At 67.1% G+C, this 15,135-nt stretch carries 15 protein-coding genes; 2 read left to right on the top strand and 13 right to left on the bottom strand.

Annotated elements, in window-relative coordinates:
- The first annotated feature begins 68 nt into the window (after nt 1-68).
- Complete coding sequence (locus KPL74_20175; protein ID QWT20053.1) at nt 69-1,058, top strand: mitochondrial fission ELM1 family protein; 990 nt, start codon at nt 69-71, stop codon at nt 1,056-1,058.
- Here KPL74_20175 and recG read toward each other — a convergent pair.
- The 4 genes from recG to rpoZ form a co-directional block, all read right to left on the bottom strand.
- Nucleotides 1,043-3,160, bottom strand: coding sequence for an ATP-dependent DNA helicase RecG (gene recG, locus KPL74_20170; GenBank protein ID QWT20052.1), 2,118 nt, complete (start codon nt 3,158-3,160; stop codon nt 1,043-1,045). The two genes, KPL74_20175 and recG, sit on opposite strands and share 16 nt — an antisense overlap.
- Nucleotides 3,161-3,182: 22 nt before the next feature.
- On the bottom strand, nt 3,183-3,566 hold the full coding sequence (locus KPL74_20165; protein QWT20051.1) for a RidA family protein: 384 nt from the start codon (nt 3,564-3,566) through the stop codon (nt 3,183-3,185).
- A gap of 117 nt (nt 3,567-3,683) precedes the next feature.
- A complete protein-coding gene (locus tag KPL74_20160) occupies nt 3,684-5,864 on the bottom strand; it encodes a bifunctional (p)ppGpp synthetase/guanosine-3',5'-bis(diphosphate) 3'-pyrophosphohydrolase (GenBank protein ID QWT20050.1) in 2,181 nt (726 codons plus the stop codon).
- A gap of 116 nt (nt 5,865-5,980) precedes the next feature.
- Entirely contained in the window at nt 5,981-6,271 is a 291-nt protein-coding gene (rpoZ, locus tag KPL74_20155) for a DNA-directed RNA polymerase subunit omega (GenBank protein ID QWT20049.1), read from the bottom strand.
- Between the two features lie 177 nt (nt 6,272-6,448).
- Between rpoZ and KPL74_20150 the strand changes: the two genes are divergently transcribed.
- Nucleotides 6,449-7,282, top strand: a complete 834-nt coding sequence (locus KPL74_20150; protein ID QWT20048.1) for a VacJ family lipoprotein — start codon at nt 6,449-6,451, stop codon at nt 7,280-7,282.
- Between the two features lie 1,015 nt (nt 7,283-8,297).
- On the opposite strand, the gene KPL74_20145 is transcribed toward KPL74_20150, so the two are convergent.
- The 9 genes from KPL74_20145 to KPL74_20105 all read right to left on the bottom strand — a co-directional run bounded on the left by KPL74_20145 (nt 8,298) and on the right by KPL74_20105 (nt 15,131).
- A complete protein-coding gene (locus tag KPL74_20145) occupies nt 8,298-8,591 on the bottom strand; it encodes an STAS domain-containing protein (GenBank protein QWT20047.1) in 294 nt (97 codons plus the stop codon).
- Nucleotides 8,588-9,277, bottom strand: a complete 690-nt coding sequence (locus tag KPL74_20140) for an ABC transporter substrate-binding protein (GenBank protein ID QWT20046.1) — start codon at nt 9,275-9,277, stop codon at nt 8,588-8,590. Before KPL74_20140 ends, KPL74_20145 begins: the two co-directional genes overlap by 4 nt.
- 20 nt (nt 9,278-9,297) lie before the next feature.
- On the bottom strand, nt 9,298-10,185 hold the full coding sequence (gene mlaD / locus KPL74_20135; GenBank protein ID QWT20045.1) for an outer membrane lipid asymmetry maintenance protein MlaD: 888 nt from the start codon (nt 10,183-10,185) through the stop codon (nt 9,298-9,300).
- A 58-nt stretch (nt 10,186-10,243) separates the two neighbouring features.
- Nucleotides 10,244-11,011, bottom strand: a complete 768-nt coding sequence (mlaE, locus tag KPL74_20130) for a lipid asymmetry maintenance ABC transporter permease subunit MlaE (GenBank protein QWT20044.1) — start codon at nt 11,009-11,011, stop codon at nt 10,244-10,246.
- On the bottom strand, nt 11,008-11,820 hold the full coding sequence (locus KPL74_20125) for an ATP-binding cassette domain-containing protein (GenBank protein ID QWT20043.1): 813 nt from the start codon (nt 11,818-11,820) through the stop codon (nt 11,008-11,010). The genes mlaE and KPL74_20125 overlap by 4 nt, the downstream gene beginning before the upstream one ends.
- Nucleotides 11,817-12,434 (bottom strand): guanylate kinase, encoded by a 618-nt coding sequence (gene gmk, locus KPL74_20120; GenBank protein ID QWT20042.1) that lies wholly within the window; start codon nt 12,432-12,434, stop codon nt 11,817-11,819. Before gmk ends, KPL74_20125 begins: the two co-directional genes overlap by 4 nt.
- Before the next feature lie 109 nt (nt 12,435-12,543).
- Entirely contained in the window at nt 12,544-13,350 is an 807-nt protein-coding gene (locus KPL74_20115; GenBank protein QWT20041.1) for a DUF4339 domain-containing protein, read from the bottom strand.
- A gap of 47 nt (nt 13,351-13,397) precedes the next feature.
- Entirely contained in the window at nt 13,398-14,129 is a 732-nt protein-coding gene (locus KPL74_20110; GenBank protein ID QWT20040.1) for a hypothetical protein, read from the bottom strand.
- 72 nt (nt 14,130-14,201) lie between these two features.
- Nucleotides 14,202-15,131, bottom strand: a complete 930-nt coding sequence (locus KPL74_20105; protein ID QWT20039.1) for an AraC family transcriptional regulator — start codon at nt 15,129-15,131, stop codon at nt 14,202-14,204.
- Nucleotides 15,132-15,135 lie beyond the last annotated feature (4 nt).

The raw sequence follows: 15,135 nt of genomic DNA, 5'->3' as shown, positions 1-15,135 counted from the left end.
CTCGTGGACTGGTCGGCTAAGGAACGAACTGTGCCGAAATCGACAACAATCGACCGACCGGACCCCGCGTGAGTGCCACTTCGCTCGCTCCGGGTTCGTGCTGGGTGGTGACCGATGGCGCCGCCGGCAACCGCCGCCAGGCCCTTGCCCTGGCCGAGGCGCTGACCCCGTCGATCCGCGAGATCGTGGTCGACCTGCGCGCGCCGTGGGCCTGGTTTGCGCCGCGCCTGCTACCCGGCTCGCGGCTTGCCCTGTCCCGCCAGGCAGGGGGCTTGCGGCCGCCCTGGCCGGCCCTGGTGATCGGCTGCGGCCGGGCCGCGGCGTGGGCGACCCGGCAGGTCCGCGACGGATCCGGAGGCCGCACGCTGGCCGTGCAGATCCTCGACCCGCGCGTCGGCACCGACGCCTGGGACCTGGTGGTCGCACCGAAGCACGACCAGCTGCACGGCGACAACGTGCTGACCCCGCTGGGCTCGCTCAACCCGGTCGACGACGCGTGGCTGGCGGATGCACGCGAGGCCTTCGCGGAATTCGGCGACCTGCCCGGCCCCCGCCTGGGCGTCTTGCTCGGCGGCCCGCGCCACGGCGGCACGATGGATGCGGGGGAACTCGCGGCGTTGCTGGAAGGCGTGAAGCGCCGGCATGCCAGCGAGGGCGGTTCGGTGATGGTGCTCGCCTCGCGACGCACGCCGTCGGCATTGCTGCCGATGGTCCGCGCCGCCGTGCAGGGCATGCCGGGTTTCTTCTGGGCGCCCGGCGACGACGATCCCAATCCCTACCCCGGCGTGCTCGGCTGGGCCGACCGACTGGTGGTCACGGCCGATTCGGTCAACATGCTGAGCGAAGCCTGCGCCACCGGCCGCCCCGTGCACACCCTGGCGACCCAGCCCCTGCCGGCGAAGCTCGAGCGCTTCCACGCCGAGCTACGCGACACCCGCCGCCTGCACGCCATCGACGCCAGCACCCCACCGGTGCAACCGGTGCTGCGCGAGACCGCGTGGGTAGCCATGCGTGTCCGCGAACACCTGGGCCTTGCGGCGGCTTACGCGTCGACGTAACGGGCGGCGTCGCCGACCCAGCGGGCGATCAGGCGTTCGCAGCGTGCGGGGTGGTCGCGCATCATCGCTTCGGCGACGCGTTGCACGTCCGGCATCAGGTGCGCGTCGCGGGCCAGGTCGGCGATGCGGAACTGTAGCTGGCCGGTCTGGCGAGTGCCGAGCACCTCGCCGGGGCCGCGCAGTTCGAGGTCTTTTTCCGCGATGCGGAAGCCGTCGTTGGTCTCGCGCATCACCTGCAGGCGTTCCTTCGCGAGCCGCGACAACGGCGTCTGGTAAAGCAACACGCACGACGACGCGATGGCGCCACGGCCGACACGGCCGCGCAACTGGTGCAGCTGCGCAAGGCCGAGCCGCTCACTGTTCTCGATCACCATCAGGCTGGCGTTGGGTACGTCCACGCCCACTTCGATGACCGTGGTCGCGACCAGCACGGCGATCTCGCCACGCTTGAACGCGTCCATCACCGCCTGCTTTTCCTTCGGCTTCATCCGGCCGTGGATCAGCCCCACGCTGATGTTTTCCAGCCCGGCGACCAGCTCCGCGTGGGCGACCTCGGCCGCCTGTGCGTTCATCTGCTCGTTCTCTTCGATCAGCGTGCAGACCCAGTACACCTGGCGGCCTTCCATGCAGGCGGCGTGGATCCGCTCCATGACGTCGTAGCGACGCTCGTTGGAAAGCGCCACGGTCTGCACCGGCGTACGCCCCGGTGGCAGTTCGTCGATCGACGACACATCGAGGTCGGCATAGGCGCTCATCGCCAGCGTGCGCGGGATCGGCGTCGCGGTGAGGACCAGCTGGTGCGGGATCTGTTCACCACGGGTGCCCTTGTCGCGCAGGGCCAGGCGCTGGTGCACGCCGAAGCGGTGCTGCTCGTCGACGATCACCAGGCCGAGCTTCTGGAAGGCGACGCCTTCCTGCATCAACGCATGGGTACCGACGACGATATGCGCGCTGCCTTCGGCGGCATGCGCCAGCGCGCTCTTGCGTGCCCTGCCCTGCACCTTGCCCGCGAGCCACTCCACGTGCAGGTCGAGCGGTTCAAGCCAGGCACGGAAGTTACGCAGGTGCTGCTCGGCGAGCAGTTCCGTCGGCGCGACCAGCGCGACCTGGTAGCCGGCCTCCACCGCGGCAAGCGCGGCAAGTGCGGCGACCACGGTCTTGCCGCTGCCCACGTCGCCCTGCACCAGCCGCAGCATCGGATGCGCACGCACCAGGTCGCGATTCACCTCCGCGGCGACCCGCGACTGCGCCCTGGTCAGGGCAAAGGGCAGCGATGCCAGCAGGCGCTCGCGCAAGACACCTGCGCTTTTCAACGCCGGCGCCTTGCGCTTCTTTACCGCCGCACGCATGCGACGCAGGGTCAGGTGCTGGGTCAGCAACTCCTCGAAGGCAAGGCGTTTCTGCGCGGGGTGCGCACCTTCGCCAAGCTGGCGCAGGTCGACATCGTTGGGCGGGCGATGCACGTAGAGCAGCGCATCGCGCAGCGAGGTCAGGCCCAGCGGCCGGCCGACATCCTCCGGAATCAGCTCCAGCCGGTCGTCGGTCGGCAGATGATGCAGCGCCTTGGCGATGACGCTGGCGAGGCGGCGTGGACCCAGCCCTTCCGTCGCCGGATAGACCGGCGTCAGCCGCTCGTCGACGACCACCGGTTCGTCGTTCTCGATGCGCTGGTACTGCGGGTGGACGATCTCCAGGCCCTGCGGCCCCTGGCGCACCTCGCCGAAGCAGAGCACGCGCGTGCCCTTCTGCAACTGCTCCACCTGCGCCTTGCGGAAGTGGAAGAAGCGCAGCAACAGCGCACGGCCGGAGTCGTCGCTGATGATCACCTTCAGTTGCATGCGCCCGCGGAACGTACGCTCGACGACATCCACCGCGCCTTCGACCTGGGCGCGATCGCCCGGGCGCAGCTCGGCGATCGGCACGACCGTGGTGCGGTCTTCGTAACGCAGCGGCAGGTGGAACCAGAGGTCCTGCACCTCGCGCAGGCCGAGCTTGCCCAGCGTTTCGGCAAGCGCTGGCCCGACGCCGCCGAGCGTGGTCAGCGGCGCGCGACCCGGATCCGCCGACGGCGCGGCGGACGAAGGGCTGGCGATACGGGCCACGGGAATGGCGGCGGCCTTGCGGTTACGGCAGGACGAGGATCGCGTCGACCTCGACGTTCGCACCCTTGGGCAGGGCCGAGACTTCGATGGTGGAACGCGCCGGGTACGGCTGCTGGAAGTACTCGGCCATCACCGCGTTCACGGCGGCGAAGTCGCCCAGGTCGGTGACGTAGATGCCCACGCGGACGATGTCGGAGAGCTTGCCGCCAGCCGCTTCGGCCACGGCGACCAGGTTGTCGAACACACGCCGGGTCTGCACCGTGATATCGCCCTCGACGAGGCTGCCCGTGGCCGGATCCAGCGGGATCTGGCCCGAGAAATACACGGTGTTGCCGGCGCGAACGCCCTGCGAATACGGGCCAATGGCGGCCGGAGCCTTGTCGGTGGCGATGATGCTGCGGGTCATGGGGATGCCTTGTGGGGTCAGGCAACGATATTAACCGGATCGTGCGCTGGATCGTGCGCTGGATCGTGCGTCGGTTCGATGCGCCGGACGTGCGCCGATTCGCGCGCAGGCGCGCTCCTACAGGGGGTGGCGATAGACGCCGCTGACCACGCCGGTGCGGCGTACGCGGCGCATTACGTCGGCCAGGTGCTTGCGGCCCTTGACCTCGATCGCGAAGAGCAGCGTCGCCGCCGTGCTGTCGCGCTCGATGTACTCGACGTTCTCGATGTTCGAGCCTGCGTCGGCGATCGCGGCCGCGACCGTGGCGAGGACGCCCGGGCGGTTGAGCACTTCGATGCGCAGTTCGGCGCGGTAGTCGCCGGAGACGTCGCGGTCCCATTCGATGGCGACGATGCGCTCGGGCGTCTTGCGGAACTCGGCGACGTTCGGGCATTCCACCCGGTGCACGACGATGCCCTTGCCCGACGACAGGAAACCGATGATCTCGTCGCCCGGCAGCGGGTGACAGCAGTTGCCGAAGCTGAGCACGCCGCGTTCGGCACCACTGATCCGGATCTTCTCGACGCTGTGCTCGGTGGAGGCCTGCGGGTGGCTGTCGCGGGGGCCGATGACGCTGACCAGCTGCGCGGCGACCTGGTCGGCGAAGCGGTTGCCGAGCGCGATTTCGGAGAGCAGTTCTTCCAGTCGCTTGAACTTCGACTCGTCGAGGAAACGATCGAGCACGGCCGGCGGCACGGCATCCAGGCTGAGGCCGCGCGCATCGAGCGCGCGATCGAGCATGCGATGGCCGAAGTCCACGGCGTCTTCGTGCTGCAGGTGTTTCAGGTACTGGCGGATCGCGGTGCGCGCCTTGCCGGTGACGACGGCTTCCAGCCACGCCGGGTTGGGCACGGCCGAGGGCGCGGTGATGACTTCCACGACCTGCCCCGAGACCAGCCGCGTGCGCAGCGGGACCAGCTTCTTGTCGACGCGCGCGGCCACGGCGTGGTCGCCCACGTCGGTATGCACGGCGTAGGCGAAGTCCAGCGCGGTGGCATTGCGCGGCAGCGAGAAGATGTCGCCGCGCGGGGTGAACAGATAGACCTCGTCCGGGAACAGGTCGATCTTCACGTTCTCCAGGAATTCGGTGCTGGACGACGTATGCGCCTGGCTGTCGGCCAGCGCCGAGATCCACTCGCGCGCGCGAAGCTGCGCCGAGTTGGCCGGGCCGGAATCGGTCTTGTACGCCCAGTGCGCCGCCACGCCGCGCTCGGCAACGGATTCCATTTCCGAGGTGCGGATCTGGATTTCGATGGGCGCACCGAACGGCCCCAGCAACACGGTGTGCAGCGACTGGTAGCCGTTGCCCTTCGGGATCGCGATGAAATCCTTGAAGCGTGCATCGACCGGCTTGTACAGGCCGTGCACCGAACCCAGGGCCATGTAGCAATGCATGGCGGAGTCGGTGATGACGCGGAAGCCGTAGACATCCATGAGCTGCGCGAACGACTTGTGCTCGTTGCGCATCTTCGAATAGATGCTCCAGGCCGACTTGATCCGGCTGACCGCACGGCCAGGAATCTTGTCGGCGGCGAGCCGGCCCTCCAGCGCCATCTCGATCTTCGCCATGGCCTCGCGACGATTACCGAGCGCGGCGCGGATGCGCTCGCCGATGATCCGATGGCGGTCGGGATAGAGGGCCTTGAAGCCAAGGTCCTGCAATTCCGCCTTGAACTTGTTCATGCCCAGGCGCTGGGCGATGGGCGCGTAGATTTCGAGCGTTTCGCGCGCGATGCGGCGGCGCGACGCGCCATCCTTCGCACCCAGCGTACGCATGTTATGCAGGCGGTCGGACAGCTTGATCAGGATGACGCGCAGGTCGCGTGCCATCGCCAGCAGCATCTTGCGGAAGCTTTCCGCATCGGCTTCGGCGCGGCTGGAAAAGCGCATCTTGTCCAGCTTGGTGACGCCGTCGACCAGTTCGGCGACGGTTTCGCCGAACGCACCGGCGAGTTCCTCACGGCTGAGCTGGGTGTCTTCCAGCGTGTCGTGCAGGATCGCCGCGATGATCGTCTCGGCATCGAGGCCGAGTTCGGCCAGCACCTGCGCCACCGCCACCGGATGGGTGATGTACGGTTCGCCCGACTTGCGCGTCTGCCCGTCGTGGGCGAGCGCACCGACGAGGAAGGCGCGACGGATGCGCAACACCTGCTCTTTGGGCAGGTAGGCACCCACGCGCTCTTCCAGCGCCTGCACATAGGCCGGCACCGGGGTGTCGTCGGAGACGTCGGTCAGTTTTTTGGCAGGAATGACTTCCATGGGAATGCCTCGCGCCTGGGATCAGGCGGCATGGCCTCCCGCGCGCGGCTCCGAAGGCCGCGCTTCAACGTGCGCAGTGAGCAGATGGACGCTGGGCCGACAAGGACCCGGCGACATCAGTCATCCCCGCCCTTCGAGAGGTCATCGTCCACTTCCGTGGCGGCCCACTCGAGGGCTTCACGCTCGGCGCGCTCACGCGCGGCACGATCGATTTCGTCGATCATCTGCTCGTTGACGCGACGGTCCGCGATCTCGCGCAGGGCGAGCACGGTCGGCTTGTCATTGTTCGGATCGAGGGTCGGCTCGGCGCCCTTGGAGAGCTGGCGAGCGCGCTTGGTCGCCATGAGCACGAGCTCAAAGCGATTGTCGACTACCTCGAGGCAGTCTTCGACAGTAATACGGGCCATTTCAAATCCTTGACAACAAAGACACTTATGACCGTGCAGTTTAGCGGTCCGGGCCGTTGGCTGTCCATTAGGGGGAGGGGTATCATGCCGGGTTCTGACCAGGAAGGATGGGCATTAGTGCAAATAATAAAACTAAGCGGTACACTAAAGCATCGCCCCACCCCCAGAGTCACCCCGATGGTTCCCTCATCTTCCTTTAAACGGCTGATTCGCAACGCGATCGGCCTCGCTGCGATTGCCCTGCTGGCCGCGTGCCACATTGCCCCGCCGCGCACCGACGACCCGAACGAGCACGTCAACCGCAAGGTCTACGCGTTCAACGACAAGCTCGACAAGGCGATCATCCGCCCCGTGGCTGTCGGCTACCGCAACGTGACCACGCCGGGCGTACGCACGGCCGTCAGCGACTTCTACACCAATATCCGGTTGCCGATCACCATCGGTAACCAGCTGTTGCAGGGTCGTCCGGGCCAGGCCGCCGTCACCACCGGCCGCTTCGTGGTTAACCTCGGCATCGGTTTCCTTGGCTTCAAGGACCCGGCCAGCCAGCTGGGCATGCCGCTGTACGACAGCGACTTTGGCGTGACCCTGGCCCGCTGGGGCGTTCCCGAGGGTGACTACCTGGTCCTGCCGTTCGTCGGCCCGACCACGGTCCGCGACGTGTGGAAGCTGCCGGTGGACAGCTACTTCTTCGACCCGCTGAGCTACCTGTCGCGTAACCACGACTTCCACCACGGCGAGTACTACGTGCCGTCGGTGCTGTACCTGGTGACGCTGCGTGCCCGTGCGATCGATGCGGAGAGCTTCCTGGCTTCGGCTTACGATCCGTATGTGTTCATGCGTGATGCGTATCGCCAGCAGCGCCTCTATCAGATCTACGACGGCAATCCGCCGGCGGACGTGATCGAGCAGATGCAGGGCCTGAACGATAGCAACAAGGATTTCGACCCCGATGCGTTGCTCAATGAGCAGCACAACTGGGAACGAAAAAACGGCCAGAACCCCGACTGACCCAAAAGCCGCCCCCGGGCGGCTTTTTTAATGCCACGGTGCGGCCACGGCCTTCGGCCGAATCACGGCGCTGGCATGGCTGTTGTAGGAGCGCGCCTGCGCGCGATGGCCGTCCGCGCGGCGCTCGAACCTGCCCGCAGGACAGCCCTCGATGCCTACCCTCGCTGCTCAGACAGGTCCTCCGCGCTCGACAACGCTGGCCGCAGCCGCGGCCCATGTACTTAATCGGCCTACGGCCGCTCGCTTGTGCGGAACTCGCCTCGAGGGTAGGCACCGAGGGCTCTCCTCATCCTTGCCGCGAGCTGGGTGGGACAGCCACGCCACCAGCCGGCAGCTCCTGTAGGAGCGCGCCCGCGCGCGAACAGCCAACAACGCGGTCATGCAGGAACCTGGGTCACCGACCCGCACGCGCGTCTTCAAAACACATCGAAGACGTGTCCTGGCTCTTCCGCGTCGTAGCTCAATGGTTTCGACCCACGCCGAACCTGCCGCCCACGAACGATGGTGTCGTAGGGTGAACCGATGGCGTGCATCAATGCATGGCCTCATTCGCTCGGAGCCGAGCTGAGGGTTCGCGCGCGGGCGCGCTCCTACGAGAGCTGCCGCTGCGTCGGGATCGCCGACGCAGCGGCCGTCCAACCCGGTCGCGACACGGATGAAGACAGCCCTCGGTGCCTACCCTCGAGGCGAGTTCGTGGCGGCGAGGGTGGCGGGCGGAAAAAGCCCGCAGGGGGCCGGCCACGACGGCCGGCCGTTTCTGCCGAGACAGGATGTCGAGTCAGAAACCTCCGCCCGGCACCCGGTGCGCGGCCGTAGGCCAATGAAGAAAACGGGCTGCGGAGCAGCCCCTCCCTATCGCACGCCAGAACGCTGTCTGAGCAGCGAGGGTAGGCACCGAGGGCTGTCATGCGACCATGTTCGAGCGCCGCGCGGACGGCATTCGCGCGCAGGCGCGCTCCTACAGGGCTGAGGTTCGGCCGGAGGCCGTTGGACATGGCCGCAATGCGGCAAACGCTTAGAGAAGCGTGTCGACGCCAGAGACGCGGGCCAGGGCTTCGAGGCCCCTGGGGGCGTTGGCCACCTTCAGGACACCGCCCGCCTGGCGGGCATGCGCCAGCAAGGCCAGCACCGTCGCGAGGCCGGCACTGTCGGCCTGCGTCACGCCGGCAAGATCCAGCGTCGCCGGCTTCAGCCGGTCAATCTGCGCACGGCCCGCCTCAAGCGCAGCCGCCGCCGTCGCAAACGTCAACGCGCCGGAGACCGCGAGGGCCCCCGGCGCATCGGCCAGCTGGAAAGCCGGCTGGGTCACTTAGCGCCACCGGCCGCGTTGCCGCCGGCATCCTGCTTCATCTCGTCGATCGCCTGCGAACCCTTCTGCTCCAGGTCCGCGGTCAGCTTGTCGAGGCCTTCCTTCTTGATCTCGGCATCGACCTGGTTGCGATAGTTCGTGATGTACGAGATGCCCTCGATGATCACGTCGTACGCCTTCCAGTCACCGCTCTGGCTCTTGCGGAACGCATAGTCGACCGAGACCGACTTGCCGTCGTCCAGCATGACCTGGGTACGCACCACGGTACGCTTGTTGTTCAGGTCGCCGCTGAACGGCAGGACCTTCACGCGGCCACGGGTGTAGTTGAGCAGGCCTTCCGCATAGCGGTGGGTGATCGAGTTGTAGAACGCCTTGGCGAAGCGCTCGCGCTGCTGCGGAGTCGCCTTGGTGGCGTTCTGGCCCAGGACAAGGATCGAGGCGTAGTCGATGTCGAAGTGCGGCAGGAAGGTATCGTCGATGACGGCGATCAGCTTCTCCTTGTCGTTCTTCAGCTCGGCCTGGTGACCCTCGATGGCCTTGGACAGGTCATCGGAGATCTGCTGGACAACCTGCTGGGGCTGCATGCCCTGGGTGGCCGCAGCCGGGGCTGCCGCCTGCGCGAAGGCCGGGGCGGCGGCGACCGTGCCGACGGCAAGGGCAATGGCGAGGGAAAGCTGACGCAACATGCGGTATCTCCTGGCCCGGCTTACTTCTTGCCGGCGTTATCGGGTTGGGCACCGCCCTGGGCATTGCCCTGGCCGTTGCCATTCTTGTTGTCGCCCGGCGAGCCGTTCACGAGGAACTTGCCGATCAGGTCTTCCAGCTGCAGCGCGGACTGGGTAAGCACCAGCTCGTCGCCGTCGGCGAGGAAGCTCGGCGAGCCGCCGGGCTGGATCGCAACATACTGGCTACCGATCAAACCGCTTGTGAATACGGCAGCGGCCGAGTCATCAGGTATCTGGGAGTAAGTCTTGTCGATCGCAAGGGTCACCGTGGCTTCCACCGAACCCGGCTTGACCACCACCGACTCGACGCTGCCGATCGGCACGCCAGCCATCTTCACGGCCGCGCCCGGCTGCAAGCCACCGATATTGGTGAAGTTGCCGCTGACATGGAACGTGCCACCGAGGCGGTCCGGGGCGCTGCCGCCGCCGAAGAACTTGCCGATCATCTCTTCCAGCTGCTGGGCCGGGCGGGTAAACGCCAGCTCGCTGCCTTCCTTCACCGGGTTCTTCGAATGGCCGAACTGCAGGCCGATGTACTGGTCGCCCAGCAGGCCGCTGGTGTAGATCGTGGCCACCGAATCGTCGGGGATGTCTTTCTGGGCATTGTCGATGGCCAGGGTCACCTTGGCCTCTTCCTTGCCCGGGACCAGCTCGATCGACTGCACCGAGCCGACGCGGACGCCGGCGACCTTCACCGGGGCGCGGACCTTGAGCTGGCCGACGTTGGCGAAGCGGGTCTCCACGTTATAGGTGGAACCGCCGTGCTGGTTGGCGACGGAGGTGGTCTGGGTGGCGAGATAAGCCAGCGCGGCAAAACCAAGCACGATGAACAGGCCGGTGCCGACGGCATAGGAACGTCTCTGGGTCACGGCACGATCCTCGAATGGGAAACAGGAAGGGTTATGGTCATGGCGGGCCTCCGTGGCCTCAGATCAGGAATGAGGTGAGGACGAAGTCCAGCGCCAGGATGGCGATGGACGATGCGACCACGGTACGGGTCGTGGCATAAGCCACGCCTTCGCTGGTGGGCGGCGTGGTGTAGCCCTGGAACACCGCGATGAGCGACACCACGATGCCAAAGGCGATGGACTTGAGCAGGACGCCGTCGATGATGTCCTTGTGGACGTCCACCGCGGCGGTCATGTTCGACCAGAAGGTGCCGTTGTCGATGCCCAGCCAGGTCACGCCGACCAGGTGGCCACCGAACACGCCCATGGCGCAGAACACGATGCCCAGCAGCGGCAAAGCGACCACGCCGGCGAGGAAGCGCGGGGCGACCACGTAAGCGACCGGATCCACCGCCATCATTTCCATGGCGTCGAGCTGGTCGGTCGCGCGCATCAGGCCGATCTCGGCGGTGACCGAGGTACCGGCGCGGCCGGCGAACAGCAGTGCGGTGACCACCGGTCCCAGTTCGCGGTAGATCGCGATCGCGACGACCGTGCCGGTCGCCGAGGTGCCGCCGAAGATCGACAGCACGTCGTACAGCTGCAGGCCCAGCACCATGCCCACGAACAGGCCGCAGGTCATCACGATGGTGAGGCTCATCGCACCGACGAACCAGATCTGCCGCAGCGTTTCACGGCCGTGCTTCATGCTGCGCGGGATGGCCGCCAGGATGGTCAGCAGGAACAGCCCGCAGGCGCCGATCTGCGCCAGGCTGCGGGCGACGACGTTGTCGTCCCGGGTGGTCATGCCTTGCCTCCGGGGAAACCCAGCGCCGTGGCGTAATCGCCGGCCGGGTACTGGAACGGAACCGGGCCATCGGGCTCGCCACCGAAGAACTGCGCCGTCCACGGCGAGCCGTCGCTGGCCAGCTTGTCGGGCGCGCCCTGGGCGACGACCTTGCCGTTGGCGATGAGATACACGTGGTCGGCCACCTTCTGCACCGCGGCCAGTTCGTGCGCCACGAGGATGCTGGTGATGCCGAGCGTTTCGTTCAACGTGCGGATGAGCAGCAACACCTGGTTCAACGCGATCGGATCCAGGCCGACGAAGGGCTCGTCGTAGAGGATCAGCGCCGGGTCGAACACGATGGCGCGGGCCAGAGCGACGCGGCGGGCCATGCCGCCGGAGAGCTCGGTGGGCTCCAGCCGCGCGGCGCCACGCAGGCCCACGGCCTGCAGCTTGTTCAGCACGATGTTGCGGATCAGCTCTTCCGGCAGCTTCGTGTGCTGGCGCAGCGGGAACGCCACGTTCTCGAACACGTCGAAGTCGGTCAGCAGGGCGGAATTCTGGAACAGGTAGCCGATCCGTTCGCGCAGCTCGAACAGCTTCTCGCGCGACAGCGTGGGCACGTTCTGGCCGTCGACCTCGACGGTGCCGGCATCGCCGCGCATCTGCCCGGTGATGTGCTTGAGCAGGGTGGTCTTGCCGGTGCCGCTGGGCCCCATGATGGCCGTGACCTTGCCGCGCGGGATGTCGAGGTCCAGTGCGTCGAAGATGGTCTTGCCGTTGAGGACCGTGGTCAGGCCGCGTACGCGGACGATGGCGTCGTCGGTCATGGTGCGAGCAGTTCCTCGATCAGGGACTCGTGGCGTTTCGCCGCCCACGCCGAGCGCAGGCGCACCGCGCGGACGATGGACTGCAGGTCGGCCAGCGCATCTTCGAAGCGATCGTTCACGATGATGTAGTCGAATTCGTGGGCATGGGCGATCTCCTCGCGGGAATTGAACAGGCGGCGCTCGATCACGTCGGGCGCGTCCGAACCTCGACCGCGCAGGCGGCGCTCAAGTTCCACCCGCGACGGCGGCAGGATGAACACGCTGACGCAATCGCCCTTGCCCTTGCGGACCTGGCGGGCCCCCTGCCAGTCGATCTCCAGCAGCACGTCCACGCCGGACACCAGCTTGCCCTCGACCACCGTGCGCGACGTGCCGTAGAGGTTGCCGTGCACTTCGGCATGTTCCAGGAAGATGCCTTCCTCGATTTCGCGCTCGAAGTCTGGCCGTTCGACGAAGAAGTAGTGGCGGCCGTATTCCTCGCCCACCCGCGGCGGGCGGGTGGTGTGCGAGATGGACAGGGAGATTTGCGGTTCGCGCTCGAGCAGCGCATTGACCAGCGTGGACTTGCCCGCACCCGACGGCGCGGCCACCACGAACAGGGTGCCGTCGCTCATCCGCGGGGATCTCGTTGGGGGTTCATGGCCGTTCCCGGAACGCATCGCAAAGCGGGATTGTAGCCGGAATCGTGGCCCCGACGCCTTTCGCCGGGGTTCCGACGCCGTTTCAGCCGTGGTTGACGCTGCCGAACATGGCCAGCGACATCGCCATGACCACGAGGAACATGAAACCGGCCCACACCGACAGCAGGATCCAGAAAACCACCTTGTTCGCCGGCGGGTCGACCTGGCCCGTGGTGCGCCAGCGAGCCACCCAGGTCATCTGCGCCTGCAGGTAATAGTGGGTGAAGAAGAACAGGGTCACGCCGCCGATATCTGGCACCAGGCCGTAGGCCGGCAGCTTTTCGCGCATGGAGCGGGCCATGGAAAAGATGGCGATGTAGCGGAACACGAGGCTGCCGAGGCCGACGAGCATCACCAGCGGGAACAGCGCCATCGCATGGGCGAAGTCCGCGAAGTCCGGTGGGCTCCCGCTACGCAGCGCGGACGAGCCGAAAATCGACCCCATCATCAGCAACCAGCCCAGCGGCAGCAGGCACACCGAGACGATCAGCCACAGCGTCGCGCGACTGGACGGATCGATCTTCTTGATCCAGGACGACTGCAGGAAGATCCAGACCAGGCTCATCAGGCCGCCGGTGAACATGTCGATCACGGCGATGAGGAACCAGTGCAGGTCCGGCGGCGCCGGCAGGTCACTGTGCTGGACGGCGGCCACGCCACCCATCATCGGCGGCGGCAACGGGATCCCGAGGATCTCGTGCAGCGGCCGCCATTCGGCCATGCCGTCGTGCCAGCCCATGGCCGTCGCCGCGATCTTGCCCTCGGCGATCCAGGCACGCAGCGTGGGTTCGTCGTAAGGTCCGAAACGCTGGCCATCACGGCCTACCCAGATCTTCCTTTCGTCGCTCATCGGCTTTCAATTCCCCAGGGGTACGACAACGTTACGGTACGAAAGAGTCACGGGCTACCCATCGTCATGACGAGGAAGCTCAGGATGGTGAAGAGCGGCAGGCATACCGCCCATATCGCCGGGGTGGACACCGGCGCGGCGGCCGCGGGATCCGTGCGTGCACGACGCACCCAGTCCATCTGCGCCTGCAGGTAGATCGTGTTGAAGAAGAACAGCGTGATGCCGCTGACCTGCGGGCGCAGGCCATACATGGGCAGCACGCGCCGCATGGAATGCACCATGGAATACGCCGAGGCGAGGTACGCGGCGATGGTCCCGATGTTCAGCACCATGGCGACGCGGAGCAACGTGATCCGCGTTTCGTAAGGAAGCGATCCGAGCAGGAACGTTTCACGCAACGCGATGACCGCGATGGAGCCGGCTGCGGAGGCGATCAACCATTCGCGCGAGCGGTTGCCGGGATCGATCCGGCGTACCCAGTTCACCTGGAGGAAGGCCCAGACCCAGGCGATGAAGCCCAGCGTGACCAGGCAAAGCATGAGGACCAGGCCCCAGCCCGGACCGGCCGGTTCGGGGAGCGCGGCGCCTCTCGCGGGAAAGCGCGTGACGGTGTCGCCGACCAGTTCAACGACCTCCACCCATGCCTCGCCGTCGTCGCCACGGCCGAGCACATCCGGACGGATTTTCCCTTCGTCGAGCCAGCGCTGGACCAGCGACTCGTCGTAAGGGCCATAGGTGTTTTCCCCCTGCTTCAACCAGACCTGCCTTTCCTCGGCCATCGTCCCTTTCCCCTGGATCCATGCGGTGACAGGGGCACCCCTGCCCCATTCCGCGGGCAGTATGCCGCAAGCTCAGGCGGCTGGCGCGTAGCGTGCCGGGGAGACCCCCATGACGCGCTTGAACGCATGGCTGAAAGCGCTCTCCGAGCCGTAGCCCAGGTCTCGCGCCAGCGTCGCGACCGGCACCGAGCCGCGCTGCAGGGCCTGGCAGGCGAGGCGCATGCGCCATTCGGTGAGGTAGGTCAGCGGTGCGCTGCCGGAGACCTTGCGGAAGTGTTCGGCGAACACGGTGCGCGACATCGCGGCGAGGCGGGCGAGTTCGTCCAGGCGCCAGTCCTTGCCGGGGTCGGCGTGCATCCGGCGCAGCACGGGCGCGAGGCGCGGGTCGGCGACCGCGCGTAGCCAGCCCGGCGGCAGCAGGTCGCCGGAGGCCATGTGCGCACGCAGGACCTGCACGAACAGCAGGTGGGCCAGCTGCGCCTGGGCCAGGCCCGAGCCGGGCAGCGCCTGCTGGCTCTCGGTCACCATCTGGTCGATCAGCCAGCGCATGGTCGCGGCCTCCGGCGCCTTGCCGTCGATCAGGATCCACGGCGGCAATGCGGCGAGCAGCATGGGTTCGTAGGCGGGATGCACCCGCACGTGCCCGCCGATCTGCAGGGTCTCGGTGCCTTCGTTGAAGGCGACGAGGCGCTCGGCGCCGTGCCACTCGAAATCGCCGGCCCAACGCGTGGGCAGGTCCGGATCGCTGGCGAGCACGAAGGGGCGCGGCGCGGCGAGCAGGATCACGTCGCCCTCGGTCATGGCGATGTCGCGGGGCTCGCCCTCGATCCGCATCACCACGCGACCGCGCGCCACGGCGAAGAACTTCAGCTTGTCGGGCGGCGGGAAGGCGACGGCCCAGTCGCCGCCGGCCGTGAAGCCGCCGGACATCACCGATTCGAACTCGGCCAGGCGCAGGATCGAGGTAATCGGGTCGTCGCTCATATCCGTACGATTGCGCATGCAT

Source organism: Bacillus sp. NP157 (assembly GCA_018889975.1).
Lineage (GTDB): Bacteria > Pseudomonadota > Gammaproteobacteria > Xanthomonadales > Rhodanobacteraceae > Luteibacter.
The sequence above is the reverse complement of the archived record's forward strand: the minus strand, read 5'-3'. Positions and strand labels throughout refer to the sequence as shown.

Bases quoted from the DNA above. Each gene is read 5' to 3' on its own strand.
- KPL74_20160 (QWT20050.1), bottom strand. From the start codon at position 5,864: ATGGAAGTCATTCCTGCCAAAAAACTGACCGACGTCTCCGACGACACC.
- KPL74_20150 (QWT20048.1), top strand. From the start codon at position 6,449: ATGGTTCCCTCATCTTCCTTTAAACGGCTGATTCGCAACGCGATCGGC.
- KPL74_20115 (QWT20041.1), bottom strand. From the start codon at position 13,350: ATGAGCGACGAAAGGAAGATCTGGGTAGGCCGTGATGGCCAGCGTTTC.
- KPL74_20165 (QWT20051.1), bottom strand. From the start codon at position 3,566: ATGACCCGCAGCATCATCGCCACCGACAAGGCTCCGGCCGCCATTGGC.
- KPL74_20125 (QWT20043.1), bottom strand. From the start codon at position 11,820: ATGACCGACGACGCCATCGTCCGCGTACGCGGCCTGACCACGGTCCTC.
- KPL74_20140 (QWT20046.1), bottom strand. From the start codon at position 9,277: ATGTTGCGTCAGCTTTCCCTCGCCATTGCCCTTGCCGTCGGCACGGTC.
- KPL74_20105 (QWT20039.1), bottom strand. From the start codon at position 15,131: ATGCGCAATCGTACGGATATGAGCGACGACCCGATTACCTCGATCCTG.
- KPL74_20110 (QWT20040.1), bottom strand. From the start codon at position 14,129: ATGGCCGAGGAAAGGCAGGTCTGGTTGAAGCAGGGGGAAAACACCTAT.
- rpoZ (QWT20049.1), bottom strand. From the start codon at position 6,271: ATGGCCCGTATTACTGTCGAAGACTGCCTCGAGGTAGTCGACAATCGC.
- gmk (QWT20042.1), bottom strand. From the start codon at position 12,434: ATGAGCGACGGCACCCTGTTCGTGGTGGCCGCGCCGTCGGGTGCGGGC.
- mlaE (QWT20044.1), bottom strand. From the start codon at position 11,011: ATGACCACCCGGGACGACAACGTCGTCGCCCGCAGCCTGGCGCAGATC.